Origin of the sequence: Chitinophaga pinensis (assembly GCF_007896845.1) — a bacterium.
Taxonomy (GTDB): Bacteria; Bacteroidota; Bacteroidia; order Chitinophagales; family Chitinophagaceae; genus Chitinophaga; species Chitinophaga pinensis_C.
Genome location: NZ_VOHS01000018.1, coordinates 108,565 through 131,777, shown reverse-complemented (window position 1 = coordinate 131,777; position 23,213 = coordinate 108,565). Strand labels below are relative to the sequence as shown.

17 protein-coding genes are annotated in these 23,213 nt (G+C 46.2%); 12 read left to right on the top strand and 5 right to left on the bottom strand.

What is annotated here, in order from left to right; translation table 11 throughout:
- Nucleotides 1-190: 190 nt before the first annotated feature.
- From FEF09_RS31600 to FEF09_RS18190, 5 genes are all read left to right on the top strand, one after another.
- Nucleotides 191-598, top strand: a complete 408-nt coding sequence (locus FEF09_RS31600; protein WP_222597021.1) for a DUF4968 domain-containing protein — start codon at nucleotides 191-193, stop codon at nucleotides 596-598.
- The gene (locus FEF09_RS18205; protein WP_222597020.1) at nucleotides 595-3,045 is read left to right on the top strand and encodes a TIM-barrel domain-containing protein; all 2,451 of its coding nucleotides are present in this window, start codon (nucleotides 595-597) and stop codon (nucleotides 3,043-3,045) included. Before FEF09_RS31600 ends, FEF09_RS18205 begins: the two co-directional genes overlap by 4 nt.
- A gap of 109 nt (nucleotides 3,046-3,154) precedes the next feature.
- Entirely contained in the window at nucleotides 3,155-6,265 is a 3,111-nt protein-coding gene (locus FEF09_RS18200; RefSeq protein WP_146306436.1) for a SusC/RagA family TonB-linked outer membrane protein, read from the top strand.
- 18 nt (nucleotides 6,266-6,283) lie between these two features.
- The gene (locus FEF09_RS18195) at nucleotides 6,284-7,846 is read left to right on the top strand and encodes a RagB/SusD family nutrient uptake outer membrane protein (RefSeq protein ID WP_146306435.1); all 1,563 of its coding nucleotides are present in this window, start codon (nucleotides 6,284-6,286) and stop codon (nucleotides 7,844-7,846) included.
- A 29-nt stretch (nucleotides 7,847-7,875) separates the two neighbouring features.
- Nucleotides 7,876-8,640 carry a hypothetical protein gene (locus tag FEF09_RS18190; RefSeq protein ID WP_146306434.1) on the top strand — a complete coding sequence of 255 codons (765 nt, stop codon included), beginning with the start codon at nucleotides 7,876-7,878 and terminating at the stop codon, nucleotides 8,638-8,640.
- Between the two features lie 97 nt (nucleotides 8,641-8,737).
- On the opposite strand, the gene FEF09_RS18185 is transcribed toward FEF09_RS18190, so the two are convergent.
- Both FEF09_RS18185 and FEF09_RS18180 read right to left on the bottom strand, forming a co-directional pair.
- Nucleotides 8,738-9,130 carry a hypothetical protein gene (locus FEF09_RS18185; protein WP_146306433.1) on the bottom strand — a complete coding sequence of 131 codons (393 nt, stop codon included), beginning with the start codon at nucleotides 9,128-9,130 and terminating at the stop codon, nucleotides 8,738-8,740.
- Nucleotides 9,131-9,229: 99 nt separating this feature from the next.
- Entirely contained in the window at nucleotides 9,230-11,233 is a 2,004-nt protein-coding gene (locus FEF09_RS18180; RefSeq protein ID WP_146306432.1) for a glycoside hydrolase family 19 protein, read from the bottom strand.
- A 323-nt stretch (nucleotides 11,234-11,556) separates the two neighbouring features.
- On the opposite strand from FEF09_RS18180, the gene FEF09_RS18175 reads away from it, so the two are divergent.
- The 7 genes from FEF09_RS18175 (at nucleotide 11,557) to FEF09_RS18145 (ending at nucleotide 17,294) form a co-directional block, all read left to right on the top strand.
- The gene (locus tag FEF09_RS18175; protein WP_146306431.1) at nucleotides 11,557-12,417 is read left to right on the top strand and encodes an alpha/beta hydrolase; all 861 of its coding nucleotides are present in this window, start codon (nucleotides 11,557-11,559) and stop codon (nucleotides 12,415-12,417) included.
- 113 nt (nucleotides 12,418-12,530) lie between these two features.
- Nucleotides 12,531-13,781: a PAS domain-containing sensor histidine kinase gene (locus FEF09_RS18170; protein WP_146306430.1), complete on the top strand. Its 1,251-nt coding sequence runs from the start codon at nucleotides 12,531-12,533 to the stop codon at nucleotides 13,779-13,781.
- 21 nt (nucleotides 13,782-13,802) lie between these two features.
- Nucleotides 13,803-14,861: a response regulator gene (locus tag FEF09_RS18165; protein ID WP_012793150.1), complete on the top strand. Its 1,059-nt coding sequence runs from the start codon at nucleotides 13,803-13,805 to the stop codon at nucleotides 14,859-14,861.
- Nucleotides 14,862-14,925: 64 nt separating this feature from the next.
- On the top strand, nucleotides 14,926-15,333 hold the full coding sequence (locus FEF09_RS18160) for a hypothetical protein (protein WP_146306429.1): 408 nt from the start codon (nucleotides 14,926-14,928) through the stop codon (nucleotides 15,331-15,333).
- A 98-nt stretch (nucleotides 15,334-15,431) separates the two neighbouring features.
- The gene (locus tag FEF09_RS34835) at nucleotides 15,432-15,860 is read left to right on the top strand and encodes a MauE/DoxX family redox-associated membrane protein (protein WP_146306428.1); all 429 of its coding nucleotides are present in this window, start codon (nucleotides 15,432-15,434) and stop codon (nucleotides 15,858-15,860) included.
- 92 nt (nucleotides 15,861-15,952) lie between these two features.
- Nucleotides 15,953-16,171 carry a hypothetical protein gene (locus FEF09_RS18150; protein ID WP_146306427.1) on the top strand — a complete coding sequence of 73 codons (219 nt, stop codon included), beginning with the start codon at nucleotides 15,953-15,955 and terminating at the stop codon, nucleotides 16,169-16,171.
- 58 nt (nucleotides 16,172-16,229) lie between these two features.
- On the top strand, nucleotides 16,230-17,294 hold the full coding sequence (locus FEF09_RS18145; RefSeq protein WP_146306426.1) for a hypothetical protein: 1,065 nt from the start codon (nucleotides 16,230-16,232) through the stop codon (nucleotides 17,292-17,294).
- Here FEF09_RS18145 and FEF09_RS18140 read toward each other — a convergent pair.
- From FEF09_RS18140 to FEF09_RS18130, 3 genes are all read right to left on the bottom strand, one after another.
- Nucleotides 17,285-18,643, bottom strand: a complete 1,359-nt coding sequence (locus tag FEF09_RS18140) for a RagB/SusD family nutrient uptake outer membrane protein (protein ID WP_146306425.1) — start codon at nucleotides 18,641-18,643, stop codon at nucleotides 17,285-17,287. The genes FEF09_RS18145 and FEF09_RS18140 overlap by 10 nt on opposite strands.
- 11 nt (nucleotides 18,644-18,654) lie before the next feature.
- Complete coding sequence (locus FEF09_RS18135) at nucleotides 18,655-21,825, bottom strand: SusC/RagA family TonB-linked outer membrane protein (RefSeq protein WP_186774395.1); 3,171 nt, start codon at nucleotides 21,823-21,825, stop codon at nucleotides 18,655-18,657.
- A 124-nt stretch (nucleotides 21,826-21,949) separates the two neighbouring features.
- Nucleotides 21,950-23,182 carry a FecR family protein gene (locus FEF09_RS18130; RefSeq protein WP_146306423.1) on the bottom strand — a complete coding sequence of 411 codons (1,233 nt, stop codon included), beginning with the start codon at nucleotides 23,180-23,182 and terminating at the stop codon, nucleotides 21,950-21,952.
- Nucleotides 23,183-23,213 lie beyond the last annotated feature (31 nt).

Sequence of the window (23,213 nt, the reverse complement as noted above, 5' to 3'; positions counted from 1 at the left end):
TACCCCTCTTTTAACATCTATTTCCTTCAGAGACACCTTTTAGTTAACATTTGCTACCCTAATCTAAAACAATCCCCTCCCCTCGGTCTTATACCGGACTGTTAAATTTGTCGGCACACGTTAGCAATAAAAACTATCAGTCATATACCATTTGTAGCCAACAAACAACCATCAGATCAATTCCATCGATATGAAGAAAAAAAGACTTTTTTCAGTCCTTGCCTTTACATGCTGCCTGCACTTCGCTTATGCAGGAAAAATCGAAAGACTTAAAGACGGATTACTAGTAAGGTTGGAAAAAACAACCGCCGGAGGAGTAAAACAGGTAAAACTGCAGGTTATCACGGATAATATTATCAGGGTCACCGCCAGTCCTGCGGATTCCATTTCTACTACCCCCAGCCTGATGGCTATCGTCAGTGGTACGCGGGAGGTAAAATGGACCAGTGAGGAGAAGAACAATCAGGTTACGCTGAAAACCAGCGCCTTAACTGCCAGCATTGATCTGAGTACAGGAGAGGTAATATTTAAGGACCTGAACGGCCACGTAATATTACAGGAGAAAAAGGGGGTGGTAAGACCTTCACGCCTGCCATGATAGATGGTAAGCCGCTTTACAAGCTGCAACAGGTATTCGAATCGCCTGCCGGGGAAGCATTTTATGGTCTGGGACAACACCAGACCGGTCTGATGAACTACAAAGATCAGGATGTAGACCTGACACAATACAACTCGATCGCTGTCATCCCTTATCTGGTGTCCAGCAATCATTATGGTATCCTTTGGGATAATTACTCTATTACCCGCTTTGGAGACGATCGTCCTTACGAGGAACTGTCCAGTCTCGGACTGACAGACAAAAACGGCAAAACGGGCGGTCTCACGGCTACTTATGCTCTGCGTAACAAACCAGACAGCATCTTCCTCCAAAAACAGGAATCTGCCATAGATTTTACCTTCCTCCCAGATCTGAAAAGGATGCCCGCGGGTTATCCGATGGGAAAAGGTGTTATCACCTGGGAAGGCAATATCGCCTCTAAAACAGGTGGTCAGGAGAAATTTTATATGACCGCTTCCGGTTATGTGAAGGTATGGATCGACGGCGAACTGAAACTCGACAAATGGAGAGAAGGTTGGAACCCCGGTCCTTCCGTATTCCGTCATCAACTGGAAAAAGGTAAACAACACCAGATAAAAGTAGAATGGATTCCGGAATCAGATCAGGCATTTGTCTCTGTAAAACACCTTTCACCGACACCTGCTACTTTACAAAATAAAGCAGCCTTCTCCTCAGAAGCCGGCGAAAAGATCGATTATTATTTTGTATACGGTCAGCAGATGGATGAGGTGATCAACGGTTACCGTAGCATCACCGGCAAGGCTGCTATCGTACCGAAATGGGCTTTAGGTTACTGGCAAAGCCGCGAACGCTATAAAACACAGCGTGATGTGATCAGCACCGTACAGGAATTCCGCAAAAGACAGATCCCACTGGACAACATCGTGATGGACTGGTCCTACTGGCAGGAAAACGCCTGGGGTAGTCAGGAATTTGATCCGGCCCGCTTCCCGGATGCAAAAGGGATGATTGACTCCCTTCATAATATCTATCACACACACTTTATGATCTCCGCATGGCCTAAATTCTATAAAGACATTCACAACTACAATCTCTTTAACGATAAAGGCTGGCTATACAAACAAAGTATCAATGACGGTATCAGAGACTGGATCGGTCAGGGTTATGTCTCCACTTTCTACGATGCTTTCAATCCCGGTGCACGTAAACTGTTCTGGCAACTGCTCAGTCAGCACCTCTTTAGTAAAGGCGTAGACGCATGGTGGCTGGATGCAACAGAGCCGGATGTACTGTCTAATGCAACCATTGACTATCGCAAACAACTGATGAACCCTACTGCCTTAGGGCCATCCACCCAATATTTCAACACTTACGCACTGCTGAACGCAAAAGGTATTTATGAAGGTCAGCGTCAGGAAAAACCTGATCAACGCGTATTCATTCTGACCCGTTCTGCATATGCAGGTATGCAACGTTATGCTGCTGCTACCTGGAGTGGTGATATCGCTGCCCGTTTCGATGAACTGGCCAGACAAATACCTGCAGGTCTCAACTTTGGTATGTCCGGTATGCCTTACTGGACAACGGACATTGGTGGTTTCTATGTAGAAGACAAATATGATCAACCTGATCCGAAAGGCGCAGATCTGGAAGAATGGAGAGAGTTGAACGCCCGCTGGTTCCAATACGGTGCTTTTTGTCCGCTGTTCCGTTCTCATGGGCAGTACCCTTACCGCGAACCATTCAATATCGCACCGGATAACAGCGTTGAGTTCAACTCAATGGTCTATTACGACAAACTGCGCTATCGCCTGATGCCATATATCTATTCTCTCGCTGGTCAGACTTACCACAATGGTTACACGATTATGCGCGGACTGGCAATGGATTTCGGTAAAGATACCGCTGTACAGAGTATTGGCGACCAGTTTATGTTTGGTCCGTCATTGCTGGTCAATCCGGTATATACTTACAAGGCACGCAAGCGTCAGTTATATCTGCCTGCCAACACTGGCTGGTATAACCTCTACGACGGCACCTATACGGAAGGTGGAAAACATATTACGGTGGATGCACCACTGGATAGAATTCCGCTGTACGCCAAAGCGGGCAGCATCATACCCTTCGGGCCTGCCATTCAGTATACCGCACAGCGTGCTGCCGATACGATCACATTATATGTATATGCCGGCGGCAACGGGAAATTCACGCTCTACGAAGATGAAGGCGTAAACTATAACTACGAAAAAGGACAATACAGTACCATTCCATTCACATATGACGACGCAAACAACACACTGACTATCGGCAAACGGACAGGTAAATTCTCCGGCATGCTGCACCAGCGTACGTTCCGCATCGTCAAGGCAGGAAAAGAGAAACCGGTAAGCATGGATCCGGACACACCGTATGCAATAGTGATGAAATATGACGGTACAGAAAAAAAGATATCACTTAAAAACTGACCACGTAAATGAAACAAAGAAAGATCTAAGTATAACACTAACACGTTGTGAATGTAATTCACGTTTCGACCATCAGACAAACACATCCCGTAACTAACATTCTAACATTATGAAAACTGCTTACAAAATCAGAGATTTTGTGACTGCCTGCATGATCCCCGTATCATGCGGATTGAGCAGCGCGCTGCTATTAACCATGTTATCAGGCAACGTGGCAATGGCGCAGACTCCGAAACGGGCACTTTCCGGTAAAGTGACCACAGGCAAAGATAACAGCCCGCTTCCTGGCGCCAGCGTACGCATCAAAGGCACTAATAATGGTGCCATTACAGATGGTACAGGCAGCTTCAATCTACAGGTAGGCGACTCCGATTCACTGGAAGTCACACTCGTAGGTTTCACGAAACAAGTCATCTCCGCAAGAGGAAAATCTTCTCTGACGGTTAACCTTAATGAAGGCTCCACCGGCCTTGATGAAATTGTTGTGGTAGGTTATGGTACCGAAAAGAAAAAACTGGTTACCGGCGCTATTGACCACGTTAACACACAACAGCTGGAACAAAACCATGCCCTGCGCGTAGATCAGGCGTTACAGGGGCAAACACCCGGCGTACAGATCACCGCTACATCTGCACAACCGGGTGAGAGCATGAAAGTGCGTATCCGTGGTACAAGTACTGTGGGTAATGCAGATCCGCTGTACATCGTGGATGGTGTACCCACATACGATATCAGTTATTTGAACGCCTCCGATATTGCCAGCATGGATGTACTGAAAGATGCAGCATCTTCTGCTATCTATGGTGCGAGAGCAGCAAATGGTGTCGTATTGATCACAACCCGTAAAGGTCGTGCAGGCACCATGAAGATTGCTTACGATGCCTACTATGGTACCCAGAATCCTTCTCATAAAGTATCCGTACTCAATGCACACGATTATGGTGTGATCATGAATGAGATGGCCATCAATTCCGGCGGACAACCATACTTCACCGTAGACCAGCTTTCAAAACTGGGTAAAGGCACCGATTGGCAGGAAGCCATTTATAATAAGAATGCACCGATGCAGAATCATTCCCTCAGCTTTGCCGGCGGAAATGATGCATCTGTATTCTCCTCCTCTATTGCATACACTGAACAGGCAGGTATTATCGGTGTAAATGATCAGTCCAAATATGACAGGCTCTCTTTCCGCATGAACAGCGAGCACAAAATGTACAAGGATATCATCATTTTCGGAGAGAACCTGACCTATACACAGTCACGCAAAAGAGGCATCGGTGTAGGCAACATCTACAACAACGCCATCCGCTCCGTGTTCAGTACCAGTCCACTATTCCCTGTATACGATGAGAATGGCAACTATGCAAAATCTTCCTTTAACGTAGAAGAAGCAAACCCGGTAGCGTTGATGGATTATCAGAATCAGAATAAGGATAAAACAAACCGTATCATGGGGAATACTTATTTACAGGTATCTCCCATCAAAGGATTGTCTATCCGTACTGACTTCGGTATTGACATCAGCAGTACTGATTCCAGAAGCTATACACCACTCTATAATCTGTCTACAAATGTGATCAACGAACATTCACGCGCAACACAAGGTATCTATCGCACCAATTCATGGAACTGGGATAATACCATCAATTATCAGCGCGATTTCGGTAAGCACAATGTAGGTGTACTCGTAGGTATGAACGCCAATGAAACAAAAGCGAATTATCTCTACGGATACAAACAGGACCTGACCAAAACCGGTCTGGATAATGCTGTCATCGATAATGGTACGACAGACAGTACACAACGTATCTACGGCGCGGACAGCTCTGCGACCATCTATTCTTACTTCGGACGTATCAGCTATTCATATGCTGATAAATATATGTTCACCGCTGTGGTAAGATCAGATGCATCTTCCCGCTTCGGTCCGAACAACCGCAGGGCTTACTTCCCTTCTTTCTCTGTGGGTTGGGTACCGACCAATGAAGATTTCTTCAAATCCCGCTGGCTGGACTTCCTGAAGATCCGCGCAGGCTGGGGCCAGAACGGTAACCTGCCAACCGGCTATTATCAATACCTATCTACTATTTCCACGCAATACCTCGGTTACTATTTCGGTAGTGGAGACGCACCTGCTATCGGCGCTGCTCCCATCAAAATATCCAACCCTGATCTGAAATGGGAAACTTCAGAACAAGCTAACATCGGCTTTGATGCAAACTTCCTGAAGGACTTCAACCTGACGGTTGACATCTATCGTAAAACTACCAAAGACTGGCTGGTACCTGTAAATGTACCTGCTGTATCCGGTGCGGCAACAGTACTGATCAATGGTGGTGATGTGCGTAATCAGGGTGTAGAAATCTCTCTTGGTTACAATCATACTTTCAATGGGCTGAGTGTAGGTGTAAATGGTAATATGGGTATCAACCGCAACGAGATCACGGACATTCCTAACAAGGAAAAGATCATCAATGGTGCGACTGCTATTACCTACCCCAGTATGCCTGAATTCTACCGCGCACAGGTAGGCTACCCTATGGGTTATTTCTACGGATATAAGACCGCTGGTATCTTTCAGAATGAGCAGGAAGTAGCGGCTTACGTATCCAAAGACGGTAAAAGAATACAGCCAAATGCACAACCGGGTGATGTACGCTTTCAGGACCTGAACGGAGATGGCGTAATTGATAGTAAAGATCAGACCCAGATCGGTAATCCTTATCCTAAATTCACCTACGGTCTGAACATCAACCTGGGTTATAAAGGATTTGATTTCTCCGCTTCATTATATGGTAACTACGGCAATCAGATCTGGGATGGTACACATGATTTCTCCCGTCCGCTCAGTAATTATACAACCGAAATCCTCGGTCGCTGGACAGGAGAAGGCAGCTCCAACCGCCTGCCACGTGTTACTGATGGCGCAGAACTGAACCAGAACTGGATCCGTTCTTCCGACCTGTATGTACACAATGCGTCCTTCCTGCGTGTAAAGAGCCTGAATCTCGGATATGATTTCAAACAGCTCTTACATACACTGCCGCTGGGACAGTTAAGATTATACGTTTCTGCCACCAACCTGTTCACCTTTACACCTTATAAAGGAGTAGATCCTGAAGTAGGTTATGGTCCTACGGGATGGGCTTCCGGCATTGATCTGGGTACCTATCCGCAACCTAAGTCAGTACTGGTAGGTCTGAACGTTAAATTCTAATCCCGTAAATCATTCCACATGAAAAAGATCTTCGCTTCCATTATAGCTATCTCGCTCTTTGCTGCCTGCAGCAAGGATTTTCTGGAGCGTTCTCCTGTTGATGAACAGACAGAAACCTCCTTCTATCAGACACCGGATCAGGCCCTGCAGGCACTGGTAGCGGTGTACAATCAGCTCAATATCGGTGATTACGATAATATACATCTTGTATCAGAACTGGCCAGTGACAACTGTTTCGGCGGTGGTGGTACTTCTGACCTTGTCTGGAAACAGTGGGATCGCTTTCAGGAAGCATCCAATATGAATCTGGGTGTATGGCAGAAATATTATACCGGTATCTACAGAGCAAATGTATTGTTGTCTAAAATAGACGGTGTCAACTGGGGTGCCGACAGCACAATGAAAAACACCTACATCGCAGAAGCACGCTTCCTGAGAGCATACTTCTACTTTGATCTGGCCCGCTTCTTTGGCAATGTGCCATTGGCGACCAAACCACTGACCGTATCAGAATACAATATGCCACAGGCAACTCCGGCCGATGTATACAAACAGATCGCAGAAGACCTGAAATATGCCGCGGAGAAATTACCTGCTGTTGCCTATCAGGGTATTCCGACCTCCAATTACGGCCGCGTAACAAAATGGGCTGCGCAGGCACTGATCGGCCGTGTATTCCTGTATTATACCGGTTATTATAACCAGAATGATCTGGCAGGTGTGGTGACTAAAGCACAGGCCATCACTTATCTGGAAAATATCATCAACGCAGGTGGTTATGGACTCGTAGACAGCTTCCCCCGTTTATGGCAGGCTTCCGCTGCTTCTTTTGTGGGTGAAGACAATAAAGAAACCATCTGGTCTATCAAGTTCACCCATAAAGGACTGGGCAACTGGGACCAGCACAATGGCAACCGTATGCAGGTAGATATCGGCATCCGTAGTCAGGTGTTAAACCCTTACTACAAAGGATGGGGCGCCGGTACGGTGAACAGTAAACTGTGGAATGCCTATGACGGTGCTGATACCAGAAGGAATGCTTCTATCATCTCTATCGAAGATGAAAACCTGACAGCATATGCTATCGGTGATCAGTCACAGTATACCGGTTATTTCTGGAAAAAATACATGCCACTCAATGATGGCAATGCAGACAGCAAAGGCGGTAATTTCCAGATTGACAACTACTTTGATGATGTCATCATCCGTTATGCAGATGTATTGCTGATGGCTGCTGAACTGAATCTGGACGGTGATCTGGGTAAAGCGCAGGGGTATTACAATCAGGTGCGTGACAGGGCTTTCCTGAATACCACCAGCAGAAAAACACTGACGGCTACAAATGGTAAAAGCCTGATCATGGAAGAACGCAGACTCGAATTTGCGCTGGAAGGTTTACGTTACTGGGACCTGCTGCGTCAGGGTATGAGTGTAGCAAAGGCTGCCATTGACAACAGCAGCTCAGATGCTCAGTTCAATGTTTCTTTCCGTACAGAAACACAGGGGCTGTTTAAAATACCTGAGCAGGAGATCAACCTCTCCAGCGGCGTTTACAGACAAAATCCAGGATGGGCTAACTAATGTTGAATCATTCCACAAAAAACTGCATCATGAAAAAGTTTATCACCTTATCCCTGCTCGCGTTATCTGCACTGCTGGTTTCCTGTACCAAGGAAGATGAAGAAAGTATGGATGGACCCGGCATATCAAAAGATAACTTGAAGTTCTCTATTACTCAGGAACAGGGACACGACAATATAGTTATGCTGAACAGCCTCACAGAAGGGAGCTATATTCCTTTCTGGGAATATACCGGCGGCTTTTCAAAGAATAAAAAAGATACGATCAACCTGCCTTTCGCAGGCAAGTATACGATCCGTTATACGATCTATACACAAGGTGGACCGATAGCCGATTCCAGCGATATTACCGTGTCAAAGAACGACCCGGAATATTTCGCCAGTCCTTTATGGAAACTGCTGACCAACGAACAGACAGGTAAGACATGGGTATGGGCAGCAGACATCCCCGGCGGTATCTGTTATGGAAATGGCTCCGGTGGAGCCACCGCTCCGGAATGGTGGCAGAATGGTATCGCGTATCTGACTGAACAGGGCGTTGCTGCTGATGAGATGACCTTCGATCTCAACGGCGCCAAAAACTACTCGCTTACACATGCCGGCGCAGCAAAGAAGGCATTGTTTGAGCTGGATACACTGAACAGAACTTTAAAGATAACAGGTGGAGATATTCCGCTCGGCAATAAAGTGACTTACGTGATCGTAAAACTTACAGCCGACGAACTGACCCTTGCACAACAGGGCGATGGTTGGAGAAACATCTGGATGTACAAAAGAAAGGGATTTAACTATTAGTTTTCGGGATTTAAGATGGAAGAAAAAAGGGATGAGGTTTTGCACCTTATCCCTTCTTCTTTTTATAGTCTGTATATATTATCGCAATCTGACCGTATTATTTCACGATCACAGTATCTGTGATAAATTGATTCTCTCCGGATACAAACTTCAGGTAGTAAGTGCCTGCAGCCTTTTCTTTCAACTTATAAGAAGTCTGGCGTGTAGGAATATCCATTGTACACATACAACCTTTGTAAACAGCTTCTACATCAATAGTGATCGTATTACCGCTTTTCTTTTCAATGAATTTACTGAACTGTCCGCAGCCACTGTTTACCTGAAAATAAACGGTGGTTGCACCGTTGGTACCTGCAGATGCTTTATCAATCTGACTAACAGGCACTTTACTGTATTTGATACATTCTTCAGCAGCGCCGGAAGTCGTTTTTTTACTACATCCCGTCATGGCAATCGTCGCCAGGAAAATAAAGGTTAATGGTTTTCTCATGAAAATTATTTTATAGCCCTTTCCTGGAAACAGAAAGGGAACTGTAACCTTAACGCATAAGATATGCCATTGGTTACAATTCCCTTAAAATTTAATATTTTATTTTATGCGGATGATCTTCTTCGTACCCATCACGCCATATCTGCCACTGTCCACTTTCAGGATCAGGGTACCGGAAGGTACACGGCTGATGTCGAGCAGTACCTGCTGTGCCGCGCTGCCATTTGGCATAACGATCTGCTGTAATACCGGCTGACCGGTTTCAGCACTCAGCAATGATACCAACAGTCTTTCCCTGCCTTTACCATTTACCGTTACAGTCAATGTGTTACCATTCACAGGGTTTGGATACACTTTCAGTGTGCTTTCTGAGGATGGTGTTTCGCTGATAACAGCCGCTGTTGTTACAGCGCCAGCCGCAGCTACCGGACAATTACTTACAAAAGTCCATGGTTTTGCATCACCGGTATTGGTATCCGGCTGATCTCCCTGTGTCCACCATTTAGCCTGATAGATCTTATTACCATAAGCAACTTTCACACCCTGTGTATAGATACCACCGGGCGTCCATCCCTGTACACCACCACAAGGCTGACCGGTGCCACCACCATCGCCGCCATTACCATTACAGGCACCCACAACTGCCCATGTACTGTTAGTACCCGGTACATCGCCACTACCAGCCCACCAGAGGTTACGGTAGATGACACTGTTATAGCGAACGATATTGCCGGCTGCCTCATATGTCTTTCCTGATTCCCACGCTGGCAGAGAAGCACAACCAGCAAAAGTCTGGCTGTTCCATACAGTGAAATTGATCGTTGTAACGATGGAGTCCTTACCATTTCTCAGGCCCACGGCAGTAGCCGTCTGCTGACCATAGGCGGTCGGTGTCCATTGTACGCTGGTACCTGCCAGTCTCAGGCCGCCGATTTTGATGAATACCTGTGTGATCTCATTCTTCGGATCACTTTTCGCTACTGCCAATGTCACAGGTGACAGGGAAGTCACACTCAGGATACCATTCGCAGGAGAAGTAAAGGTCAATGCAGTGATCTGTGCGCATTCTGTGTTGTCGATGGCAAAAGGGGCCATATTTGCGCAACCACAGTTAACCGCGTTGTTACCGCCATCCAGCTCCATGCTTACCTGTTTGATACCAGTATAACGCTGATAATGCGCAATACGGCTGAGTACTTTCGTGTTCTCGGTACCCTTGTTACATTCCAGTCCGCCGTTAATGATGTTCACCGTAGCGCCAAAACCCGGTTTCAGTCCTGCAGCCGTCTGTGCGGCGGTAGGCTGCCATTTACCGGGGATCATTACATCATGGCAGGACTGTTTCGGATATTGTTGCGCCATCCAGAACCAGATACCTGTCTGGAAAGCGATTACGCCATCCTGAATTACTTTCTCCGGATTAGCGAGCAGTACATTCTTGTCACCGAAGATAAATTCGCTGGCCTGACCGTAGTTATAGTTCCAGCTTAACTGAATCGGGCCACGGCCATGATAGGATTTACCCGCAGCAGGCGGATACTGTGTGCTGGCTTCGCGGTAACCAATGTTACTGGTGCCTTCATAGCCAACTTCTTCCCGGAAGTACAATCCCCATGCATACTGACCACCCGGAGCTGTCGGCCAACCACCGGTTGTTTCCTGTGAGATATTGGCCAGAAATGCCATCAGTTCTCTTTTACGGACAGCCAGGTCTCCCTCACCCGCAAAAGTGGCATAATCGATCTCCTCGCGGATAATGGCGTTAGGAGAAGTGTTGAAATCCCCATCCAGACGGATCACGACTGAAGCGCCGGTGGTTTTGTCCACACGGGTGAGTTTGTAGGCGTTGGTCGCGCAACGTCTTTCAGAAATGATCCTGATGTTGGACATCAGTCTTACCGCCTCTCTGAAGTTAGCGTAAGAGTAAAAATCCTTCGCAGCTGTAGTGGGCAAGGTACCACTACCGGTACGGTCATCAGGATTAAAACGATGCGGAAATAATACATCCCATTCAGCACTGGAAATAACGTCAGTAATGGATTGGGAGAAGGCTGTGGACATACAGCATAGCAATAGCAAGACGATGAAACGTGCAGTTTTCATAGCATAGTGGGTTGTGTACCCGGCGGTACGATGATTATTTTGAGTCGGGGCAAATATAATAAAAAATCCTCCTATTATACTGCAGGCAGTATCCGGGAGAGCCGAATCCTGCTGCGTTTATACTCATACGTTATTACCGCAGGCAGCAGATTCCGTAGAAGTACGCTTGTGCTGCATACCTCCGGATTATAATTTTGTACCTGTTAACACCAAAGCACCACTACACTATACTATTGTTCTTTAGCCCCAAAATTAACCCCTCTTTTTTCTCTCTTTTTTTTGCAGTGCGTTTTAGTTATTTTGTTGCCCAAACCCGTCCCGGTATGAAAAAGACATTGTACACACTCTTACTCTCATGGTTCACTATGCAGGCATTTGCACAAACAAAGGAAAAAGACATCATTCACCTCTGGCCAGGCGCCGTACCCGGTGAAACAGCCCCTAAAAAACCGGCTGTTCCGACCAGTGACAGCAGCAAGGGTGTTATCAGACTGACCGATGTAACTGATCCGGTGATGCAGGTCTTTCTGCCGGAGAAAAGCAAAGCCAATGGTGCAGCCGTAATTGTGTGTCCGGGAGGAGGTTATCAGATCCTTGCCATCAATCTGGAAGGCTATGAAATAGCCCAATGGCTGAACGGACTGGGATATACTGCTTTTGTACTGCAATACCGGGTACCACAGAAGCAGGAAGGCGCCTTACAGGACGTACAGCGTGCTTTGCGTATTGTACGTTCCAGAGCTTCGGAATGGCAGCTGAAACAGGAAAAGATCGGTGTACTGGGTTTCTCTGCCGGTGGCAGTCTGAGTGCCCGGGCCAGCACCCTGTATAACAAACAGAGCTATGCCCCTGTTGACAAATCAGACAGCGCTTCTGCCCGTCCGGACTTTGCACTGCTGATCTATCCCGCATATCTTGATCTCGGCGCCAATCACAGCATTACACCAGAACTACAGATAAATGATCATACCCCGCCTACTTTCCTGTTTGCCACAGCAGACGATCCATACGCGAACAGCGCACTGGTGATGGCAGGCGCACTACGGGAAGCCAAAGTACAGGTAGAATTGCACCTGTATGCCAAAGGCGGACACGGCTACGGCCTGCGTCCTGATAACAAAGCCGGACTTGCATGGACCACCCTTGCCTCCCACTGGCTGGAAAGGAATGTCAGGGAAAAATGAGCATTATCAGCCAGTCTGCTGACCGCGATCATATGAGGACATACTGCTTAGGTGGAATTTTACAGCCTATAAAGTATATTTACCACATATTCTTTTAACGGTAAGTATCAAGTATGAAGAAGTGGATCACCAAGCTGACAACAATGTTCTCTGGCAATAGCGTTTACAAAAAAGAATATAACAAGGAACTACAGCGCTTTGAAGCCCTGTTCAACTACGCCAGTATCGGTATACTCGTGACGAACCAGCAGGGACAGATCGTGCTGATCAACGACTTCGCCCTCAGACAGTTCGGATATGAACGGGAAGAGCTTATGGGAGATCGTATCGAACGACTCATGCCGCAACGCTTCCGTCACCGGCATGTAGATCACCGGGATCATTACAATCATCATCCGCAAAGTCGTCCTATGGGTATTGGTCTGGATCTTTTTGCCGTTAAAAAAGACGGTACGGAGTTTCCGGTAGAAATCAGTCTCAGCCAGTATGAACATGAAGAAGGCGCTTTTGTGATCGCCTATATCAACAATATCACCGAAAGGAAAAAAGCGGAAGAGAAGATCGAGAAACTGAATAATGAGCTGGAGCATAAGATCAGCGAGCGTACGCAACAGCTGACTACCGCACTTGAACAACTGGAACATTCCAAACAGGAAGTCATGACAGCGCTCGATAAAGAAAAAGAGCTCAGCGAACTGAAATCCCGTTTCGTATCAATGGCCTCTCACGAATTCCGGACGCCACTCAGTACCATCCTGTCCTCCGCATTTCTGGTCAATCAATATATAACTGAAGCGGAACAACCGAAACGCAGTAAACATATACAGCGTATCATCTCTTCTGTGACCCTGCTGACGGAAGTGCTGAATGATTTTCTTTCTGTGGGCAAGATCGAAGAAGGCGGCGTACAGGTACGCACCAGCACATTCGATCTGCAACAGCATATCACTGCTATCATACAGGAAATGCAGGATATCGTGCAGGAAGGGCAACGCATTCAGTATGAACATACCGGAGCAACTGCGGTGCAGCTTGACCCTTCCCTGCTGAAACATATCCTGTTAAATCTGCTGGGCAATGCCATCAAATTCTCTGGAAAACATAGTGTTATAAAGGTCAATACCGAACATACAGGAAATGATGTAATATTGAGGGTGAAAGATAGCGGTATCGGCATATCTCAGGAGGACCAGCAACACCTGTTCGAACGTTTTTTCAGGGGCGCCAACGTAAGCAATATCCAGGGTACAGGTCTTGGTTTACATATTGTTAGCAGATACGCTGAACTGATGAACGGATACATCACCTGCGAAAGCGAACTGAATGAAGGCACTACCTTCATCGTCACTTTCAGGCAATTATAATTAAAAGGAATAGTACTATAAATGAAAACGATCCTGCTGATAGAAGATAATGACGATATTCGCGAGAATACTGCCGAAATACTGGAACTTGCCAATTACAGGGTCCTGACGGCTGAAAATGGGAAAACCGGCGTGGAAATGGCTCTGGAAGAACTGCCTGACCTGATCGTATGTGATATTATGATGCCTGTGCTGGATGGTTATGGCGTACTGCACCTGCTGCAAAAACACCCGGAAGTCGAAGATACCCCTTTCATATTCCTGACCGCTAAAAGCGAACGCGGAGATTTCCGTAAAGGAATGGAAATGGGTGCAGACGATTATATCACCAAACCTTTCAGCGGTACAGACCTTTTAAATGCAGTAGAAAGCAGATTAAAAAAGTCAGAACTTAAAAAACAGGTTTTACCTGCAGATATGGAAGGAGTACAACAACTGCTGTTGACAGCTACAGGCGCTAATCCTCTGAAAACATTGATGGAAGAGGGTAATACAGACAGGTACAAAAAGAAACAACTGATCTATCAGGAAGGGAATCGTCCGACAAGCCTTTATTTTATCCAGAAAGGCCGCGTGAAAACCTATAAGGTGAACAACGATGGAAAAGAATTGGCTGTCAATCTGTACAGCGCAGGTGAATTCCTTGGATATGTTGCCCTGCTTGAAGGCAGTAACTACCATGAAAATGCCGAAGCACTGGAAGCATGCGAACTGACCGCCATTCCAAGAGAAGATTTTGAAACACTGATCAATAATAACCGCGAAGTAGCACAACAATTCATCCGCCTGCTCGCTAAAAATATCACAGAAAAAGAACAGCAACTGCTGCACCTTGCCTATAGCTCACTGCGTAAAAAAGTAGCAGAAGCATTGCTCTTCCTGAAAAAGAAATACCATCACGTTACCGATCAGCCGTTTTCTATAGATATCTCCCGCGAGAACCTCGCTACCATCGCAGGTACCGCTACAGAATCCATGATCCGTACACTGGGTGATTTCAGAGATGAGAAGCTGCTGGAAATAAAACAGGGCGTCATCACCATCCTGAATGAACAGAAACTCGCCAACCTGGTGAATTAATGATAAAAATCAGTTTTTACGCTGATGCGCATCCTGTGCTGCAGACAGGGAGCTAACTATCTTTATGTCAGATAAGATAGTTTCAATAATGGAAGATCTCCTGCATGAATTAACTGCATTTAAAAAACAACTGGCGGCGCTTGAGAATCGCAATATTGCACTCAAGACGCAACTCGCTCACATACTGCAATATCATTTTGACCGTTCCCTGCTGGACAAGCTGGAATATTTCCACACCGCTTTCCTCCAGCAGGACACACGGTTTGAGGCGCTACGCGGCGAACTCGCCCTGCAACAGGTCTGGGTGAGCGAACCCGACCTCCATGCCATCAACTATGAAAACATCCGCACCCACCAGGTACATATCCGGTCAAGGCTGAAAAGTATGGACACAGATATGCAACAATTGATGACCGTATTTCTGGATTACCTGCAGGAACATTTTCCCGCAATACCCAAAAACAATTGCTGAAATAACCCACATTGATTTTCTTCAATACTTTATCTGCCCGGGATAAAATACTTATATGATTTAGAAAAATATCCTATATTAGACAAGCGTTATATCCTATGTCAAGAAAATTGTTATCAGATATTCTATCTGCTTTACTGGTATTTCTTTTTATCTATACCGGTATAAGCAAATTGCTCGATTATCATACATTCCGACGGCAATTGGGACAATCGCCTTTTATCACTTTGTACGCGCCCTTTATTGTTTGGGCACTACCATTGGGGGAAATAATTATCGCGGGACTACTACTATATACCCGCACACGTTTAATGGGGTTTTATCTTTCTTTTTTTTTATTAAGCCTTTTTACATTTTATCTGATAGCTATGCTAAGGCTTAGTTATTTTATTCCTTGTTCGTGCGGGGGCGTTTTACAACATCTGTCATGGAACGCGCACATTGTTTTTAATATCGTCTTTGTCATACTATCAACTATCGGGGTACTGCTGCACATAAAACAACAAAGTGCACATTCAGCCAACTGATTCTGATTTCTGGTACAAACGGCATTTATTACAGGGGGAGCCGAAAACCTTCAGAACAGAGTAGGCATTTATTTTTTTTAATAAAACACACCATGAAAAAGACACTTTCATTAGCGTTTTTCGCTGCCCTGTGCGCAGCAGGAACTGCATTTGCAGGCAAATTAAAAGAAGATACACAATGGTTACTGAACGATGATACTGTGGTAACCGGTACTTCTCAGGAAGTAAAAGTACTTTATTGCGGGGGCGCTAACGCTATCCAATGTGCGGTAAGCCTTACAGGGCCAACTACCATCATCAGAAAGAGCTGATTCACATGTTATGGCAGGAAGTGCTTATACAGCCTTCCTGCTCTGCTACTAAACCATTATGAGAAAGAGTATTTACACTTTGCTGTCGCTTCTTATAGCGGCATTTTTGATTATTGTCATATTAGTATGGACGGCGCCATCGCCCAACAAACAACCCAATGGGTTCAACCGCCACTATCTGCAATCTTCTCCTTTAACAACGATCACCACTATACCTGCTGATAACATTCTTGATATCGCCGGCGCTGACGACAGTCTGTTTTATTTTTCTGTATTACGCCAGCCGGCTATGATCATCACAACATCACTCAAACCCGGCGCTGTGACGGACACTTTCTATATTCCTCTCCGCCCTTCTTTCCGTGATGCTGTCAGTGAATATTTCTTTACACAAGTGAGCAATAACAACTGCTTCGTATTTGGTTATAACATTCCCGCTATCTGCAGGACCGGACGTAAGGACAGCAGCACCCAGCTGTTTACCACACTACCCGCGGGTGGCTTCTCACAGGGATATCTGCTGCGCGATGAAAAACATTTTGTATTGCGTAAACTGCACATACAGGAAAAAGATCAGTTGTTCGTACGCACAGATTTTGAAAGTGATAGTCTGCTGATGGAAAACGGTCTCTCTGAACTGCACAGAGACGGTGGTATGAGCACAGATGGCACACTGACGTACGACAGAAGCACTGGTTTATTTACGTACATCCACTTTTACAGCAACCGGTTCTTCACTTTTGACAGCACGCTTCAACGCCTCAGCAGCTATCATACGATTGATACGTTTGCAGTGTCACGGTTTGCCGCAGCTGGTATTCAGGACAAAGACAAACAGGTATACACGAATGCCGGACCTGATCAGATGATCAATGGGTTCAGCTGTGCGGATAAAGGTATATTATATGTACAGGGGAAATTAAAAGCAGATAACGAGACAAACGAAATGTTTGCGGAACACTGTGTGATAGATCTGTACGCCATCAGCTCAGGTAAATACCTCGGCAGCTTCTATCTCGACATTCCCGCGCGTACGAAGGTCAATCAGTTGTTTGTACAGGGGAATAAACTCGTCGTACACTGTGCTGATAAAATTTATGCAATACAACTGGCTCACTCGTAGCCATCATTCTGCGAAAGGTTAGGATTCCGGTTCCGCTCTTCCTGCGGAATCGGATACAGGGCAGCGGTTGGCTTCCACGTAGGTTTTAACGCCCGCATCAGAGAATCAATCTCATCTGTGCGTTTTAAGGTGATCCAACGGTCACCCCATTCTGTAAACAGTTCCATACGTCGCTCCCGCTCCACATACATCAGGCAGGAATCTCTCATCGTACCAGCATATAACGGTGGTAATCCGGCTCTGGCTCTCAATACATTAAGATCTGCAACAGCACTGGATATAAGGTTCAGTTTTGCCGCTGCTTCCGCACGGATAAGATATTGCTCTTCTATGCGCAGCATCATCACATATTCTTCCCTGCCGGGCAAAGCAGCAGTACGATTACGATACTTACAGGAATTATAATACAATGAACCACCATAAAAAAAAGGACTCGTCCAGCTGGTTCTTCTTTTATCATCCGTTTCGAAAGTGCGCATAAAATCCGTTGTAAACGGATAGAAGGAAAAGGCGCCTACCCCCGTTGCTGGTAGAAAAGTCTGGCCGGCATAAGTATATCCTTCATTACGCCATAACTGCAATATCGCCGGACGGCTATTCCGCAGAAAAACGCTGTCTAATGCAATCAGAGGTGTATACTCACCGGAATTAATCACTTCTGAAGATATAGCCAGCGCATCCTCCCATCTCTCCTGCTGCAGATAAACCCTTGCCAGCAATGCCATCACCGCCCAGCGGTTAGCCCTCACTTTCTCACTGGTCACATAGTAGGGAGCCAGTAACATCGCCGCATCAGACAGATCAGTAACAATCAGCTCATACACCTGATTGACAGGTGCTCTGCCTGCGAGGGCCGTTTCTTTCACATCGGTTGTCGTAATCAATGGTATATCGCCCCAGCAATTCACGAGATAGTAGTAACAGAATGCGCGTAAAAAACAGGCTTCTCCCTTCAGTTGCCGGGCCTTTCCACCTGACAGGCCCGTATTGGTTGCAATGCCTTCCAACAAGGCATTCGCACCATATATCACCTGATACATCCTTCTCCAGCAGGACAATAGTTGTATATCTGATGAGGGAATCGCATTAGTGGGATATTTCAGCTGACTGGTATTCAGGGTGGTCAGTTCATCTGCTGTCATCCCATTGATCAGTGGCAGGATATTGCTGGGAAAGTAGTCTGATAACTGAAAATAAAGATCCGCTACCGCCGCATCTGCCAGACGGTCATTGTTATATACGTCTTCAGCCGGAATTTCGTCTGAAGGCGAATCTACCTCTATCAGTTTCTTACAGGAAACTGTGAGTAAAAAGCAGCAAATGATAAAATACAATACACGGTACGACATCTCTTCTCAGCTTATAATGTTAACTGCACACCACTGGTGATCACTCTCAACACAGGCATAAATATCTGTGTCTCCGGATCTGCTCCTTTATATCCTGTGATGGTCAGCAGATTCTGACCTTGTAGATATACTCTGCATAACTGTAATCGTAGTCTTTTTAATACCGGCTCCGGCATGTTATAAGAAATAGCCACGTTCTTTAATCGCAGATAGGAGGCATCCTGATAAATGGTATTGGAAGTAGCCAGCTTACTGCTCAGATCATATGCTTCACTCCCCACGGTTGCTGTTGCACGCGGAATATTGGTATGATCTCCGGGCTGACGCCATCTGTCCAGACTCTCTGTCAACTGATTGGCAAATTCCCCGGGACGTATCGCAGGTAATGCACCTTCCTGTTTAACAAACTGCCAGAAAAAACCCAGACTGAAGTTTTTATACCGCAGGTCATTCTGCACACCACCATAATAGTGCGGATCCAGATTAGCGATCGTCACAAAATCATTAAGGGTGGATAGTTTCCCGTCATGATTTACGTCTTCAAATCTCGGGTTGCCTGTCTGCGGGTCTATGCCCATAAAATGATACCCTCTCTTGATATTAAGCGACTGCCCTATTACAAAAGCATTGGCGTAAGAGGACACAGCCAGACTCTGAAAGCGTTTTAAAGTATTACTGAAGAAGGATATGTTCGCGGCTGTTGTCCAGCTGAAATCCTTCCCGTTGAAATTATTCGTGCGTAGTTCCAATTCCCAGCCGGTATTCTCCACGACTGCCGGCAGATTGGCCTGATAACTGGTAAAGCCGGTTACACCGGGCAACTGATAACCTACCAGTTGATTACTACTACGGTTACAATACTTTGCCGCCGAAAAGAAGAGTTTATCATTCAAAAAGCCCAGCTCTATGGCCGCTTCCATCTTCTTGTTGGCTTCCCAGCTATATTTATCATCCGCAATACGCAGCGGCGCCAGTGTATTATCACCGATATAGTTGCCATTGCTGCCATAGTTACGCATGTATTGATAATCCGTGATCTGGTCATTTCCTGTAAATCCGCCACTGGCTCTTAGTTTACCAAAACTCAGCCATGACAACCGTTTCACAAATGGCTCTTCTGTAAATACCCATCCTAATCCGACGGCACCAAAATCGCCAAATTGTCTCCCCGGTCCGAAACGCGAAGACCCGTCACGTCTGTAACTCACATTCAACAGATACTTCCGCTTCCAGTCATAGGTAAAGCGACTAAAGAAGGAGATATACCGATACAAGGCATAAGTATCCGGCCGGTGTATGATTGTATCTGCGCCTTCCAATGAATGCATCGCGGCTTCGTCCGGATATCCCTGACCGATGGACAGTGTGCCATTACGCGTTGTTTGTTGCCAGGTACCGCCTATCAATGCATGCAGATTCCCTTTGGCAATACGCATGTTATAGTCAGCCTGCGGTTCCACAATAAAAGACTGCCTTTTGTTATCAGCAGAACGGATAAAGCTGGTAGGCGCATTATTGGGATGCTGGGCTGACTGTGGGAACGAGAAGAACTGCTTCATCCGGATGTCTGCCAAACCCAGACTGGTCTTCAGCATCAGTCCGGGTAACAGTCTGTATCGCAGTACCAGATTACTCAACAGATTATTAGTCTTGCTATTGGATTGTTGTTGCAGATAGGCCAGCGGATTATCAAAGGAGGAACCCCAATAAAGATGACCACTGCTGTCAAACAAAGGATAATTAGGCGGGAGATTATAAAATGCAAAAATATCATTGGCGATACTCTTGTTATTGTCCGCCATAAAGCTTGCGGTAAACCCTGTTTCGAGCCGGTGTTCCGGATGATGATGCTGATAACTCAGGTGAAAACCGCCACGGTTATATCCCAGATCTGCGGGCAATACGGTCCCTTCTCTGTAATAATTCCCGCTGAGCAGGAAAGTATTATAATTACTGCCACCTGAAAGGCTGAGCTGCGCATTTGTAACAGGTGCTGTACCACCCATTAGTTGCTTAAACCAGTTTGTATGTTGTGTCGTATCCCAGATCTTCAGATCAGGAGCATTAGCGGCAGTCGGCTGTACCCCATCATTGGCAAACGCCTCTCTTCTGATCCTGAGATAATCACCGATTTGCAGCATATCCATATGTCCGGCGGTCACACCAATACCGGTACGTACATTAAGATCTGTTGTCAGTGGTCCGGCTTTCCCTTTTTTTGTCGTAATCAATACGACACCATTAGCACCTCTGGAACCATAAATAGCGGTAGCATCTGCATCCTTGAGTACATCAATACTGGCGATGTCGGCGGGATTGATACTGGTAAAAGGACTGATACGTCCGGCAGCGCCGAACAGGTCTTCTGTATTATTAAGTGGTGTGATATCGAATGGTACACCATCGATGATGAAGAGCGGATCATTCCCTGCGGCAATGGAGTTCCGGCCACGTATAAACAGTTTTACCTGTGCACCGGGCAATCCGTTGGTGCTGGCCACCTGTACGCCGGGTATTTGTCCCTGCAGGGCTGACAATACATTCGCTATGGGTTGACTGGCCAGTTGTTCGGCCGTCATTCTGCTGACAGCACCTGTCAACCTCCTGCGGCTGCTGGAACCATATCCGATTACAACTGTTGCATCTAATGTATTGACCGCGTCTCCCAGCTTTATTTCGTGCAGGGGTTCGTTGCTGAGGAGGGTGTCTATGGGACGGTAACCCAGTGAAGAAATACGTAACATGGCTCCCGGCGATATGCCGGCTAATACAAACTCTCCGTTTGCGCCGGTGGTTACACCACGGGAAGTACCTTTTACAAGAATGGTAGCACCGGGAACCGGCTGGTTGCTGATATCTGTAATATGGCCACGGATGGTGACCATAGTTTCTACTGTATTATTGAGTTCGTTTTTTCTGTTTGTTTCTGCTACCTGCAGATAAATACGTTTCCCTTGTTTTAGCCAGCTGATATTCCTGTTCTGCAGCACATAAGTGAGCACTTCTTCCCAGGCGGCATTTTTATAATTGAGTGAGATCTTTTCACTGCCATCGATAATGGCATTATCAAAAACGAAATAATACCCGGTTTGCCGGGCAATACTTTTAAAAACGTTGGTGAGTGGAATATGCTTACCGGTAATAGTGACCCTTGCCCCATCCGTTGTGCCCTGTGCTATCATTCGGGTAGCTGGAAACAACAGACAGCACAGTATCAATAGGATTCTGATCGCCTTACAAACATGCTTTACCATTTTTTCAATTTATGGTACGGATATCATAGTTGGCTTTCGATTCAGATGTGGCTTATTTTGTCCTAAGATATATTTTATCATCCGAAATTCTATACGTTATACCGGATGTTTTGTCAAGGCTTTCCAAAAATTCCATGAGCGGTTGATCACGTTCAATCACCCCTGTCAGCATTTTGTTGGCCAGTGCCGGGTCGTCAAATAACAACTGCTTGCCGTACCAGTGGGAGATGACGGCGTCCAGCGTACCTAATGGTTGATTATAATAGGCATATTCTCCTTTTCTCCAGCTCAGGGTAATTGCTTCATCAAAGCTTTGCTGTTGCTGGCGGTAGCCTTTGCGGTATATTGATGCCATACCCGGTTTCAGATAAAGGCTGTCATTATCCTCTGCATCGCTCACGACGCTTCCTGATACCAGTGAGGTAACAATCAGGGAATCATTATAAGCGTTGATGTTAAAGGATGTACCCAGCACTTTCACAGAAGTTCCGGTAGTATGTACGATAAATGGCTGATCTGCTTTTTTTGCGATATCGAAGTAAGCCTCTCCTTCCAGATACACTTCCCTGTTATTACCATCAAAGGAGAAAGGGAAACGGAGGCGGGAAAATGCGTTCAGGTGTACGACAGAACCGTCTGACAATTGCACCTTATAGTCTTTACCGGTAGGAACGAAAAGCGTATTCCAGCCACCCGCACCATCTCCCGGCTGGAAAGACAGCATACCGTCCCGCTGGTGTAACAACGCATTCTGTGTGTTGATATCAGCTGCGGTTGCAGCGGAAAGATGTACGGTGTCTCCCTCTTCCAGTAAAAGACGTACATCGCCCCATGCAGGAGTGGCGGCGATCTGTGTGCCCCTGTCATCCTTCACAGCTGCTGAACGACCACCCAGCAGATAGTATCCGCCGGTAGCGATCAGTAAAGTAATGGCTGCTGCCAGCCACCATCTGTTGCGGGAACGGATTTTACCTGTTTCCTGTAAGGGAATCACGGTTTCATCCACGGCGGCAGGTATAATAATGGTATTTTTCTTTTCGGGGTCTTTTTTCTCCTGGTCGGCATGCAATAAGGAGAGTACGCTGCTCCAGGCCCGCTCATTATGAAGATCATTCATAAATTCGGGCCCTGCTACGTCACGGGCGCCTTCCAGTTCTTCAAGACAACGTTTTACGTTGGGATCTACCCGGGATATCTGCTCCAGGTAACGGTTGTCTTCATCGCTGATGTCGCCGCTTAATTTTTCCAGTATCAGCTGGAAGATATGTTCTTCGTTATAACTCATGTGGGAAAAACAAAGTTCTTACTCATCTGGG

Excerpts from the sequence above, each read along its gene's own strand:
- FEF09_RS31600 (WP_222597021.1), top strand. The coding sequence starts at position 191 with ATGAAGAAAAAAAGACTTTTTTCAGTCCTTGCCTTTACATGCTGCCTG.
- FEF09_RS18205 (WP_222597020.1), top strand. The coding sequence starts at position 595 with ATGATAGATGGTAAGCCGCTTTACAAGCTGCAACAGGTATTCGAATCG.
- FEF09_RS18200 (WP_146306436.1), top strand. The coding sequence starts at position 3,155 with ATGAAAACTGCTTACAAAATCAGAGATTTTGTGACTGCCTGCATGATC.
- FEF09_RS18195 (WP_146306435.1), top strand. The coding sequence starts at position 6,284 with ATGAAAAAGATCTTCGCTTCCATTATAGCTATCTCGCTCTTTGCTGCC.
- FEF09_RS18190 (WP_146306434.1), top strand. The coding sequence starts at position 7,876 with ATGAAAAAGTTTATCACCTTATCCCTGCTCGCGTTATCTGCACTGCTG.
- FEF09_RS18185 (WP_146306433.1), bottom strand. The coding sequence starts at position 9,130 with ATGAGAAAACCATTAACCTTTATTTTCCTGGCGACGATTGCCATGACG.
- FEF09_RS18180 (WP_146306432.1), bottom strand. The coding sequence starts at position 11,233 with ATGAAAACTGCACGTTTCATCGTCTTGCTATTGCTATGCTGTATGTCC.
- FEF09_RS18175 (WP_146306431.1), top strand. The coding sequence starts at position 11,557 with ATGAAAAAGACATTGTACACACTCTTACTCTCATGGTTCACTATGCAG.
- FEF09_RS18170 (WP_146306430.1), top strand. The coding sequence starts at position 12,531 with ATGAAGAAGTGGATCACCAAGCTGACAACAATGTTCTCTGGCAATAGC.
- FEF09_RS18165 (WP_012793150.1), top strand. The coding sequence starts at position 13,803 with ATGAAAACGATCCTGCTGATAGAAGATAATGACGATATTCGCGAGAAT.
- FEF09_RS18160 (WP_146306429.1), top strand. The coding sequence starts at position 14,926 with ATGTCAGATAAGATAGTTTCAATAATGGAAGATCTCCTGCATGAATTA.
- FEF09_RS34835 (WP_146306428.1), top strand. The coding sequence starts at position 15,432 with ATGTCAAGAAAATTGTTATCAGATATTCTATCTGCTTTACTGGTATTT.
- FEF09_RS18150 (WP_146306427.1), top strand. The coding sequence starts at position 15,953 with ATGAAAAAGACACTTTCATTAGCGTTTTTCGCTGCCCTGTGCGCAGCA.
- FEF09_RS18145 (WP_146306426.1), top strand. The coding sequence starts at position 16,230 with ATGAGAAAGAGTATTTACACTTTGCTGTCGCTTCTTATAGCGGCATTT.
- FEF09_RS18140 (WP_146306425.1), bottom strand. The coding sequence starts at position 18,643 with ATGTCGTACCGTGTATTGTATTTTATCATTTGCTGCTTTTTACTCACA.
- FEF09_RS18135 (WP_186774395.1), bottom strand. The coding sequence starts at position 21,825 with ATGATAGCACAGGGCACAACGGATGGGGCAAGGGTCACTATTACCGGT.
- FEF09_RS18130 (WP_146306423.1), bottom strand. The coding sequence starts at position 23,182 with ATGAGTTATAACGAAGAACATATCTTCCAGCTGATACTGGAAAAATTA.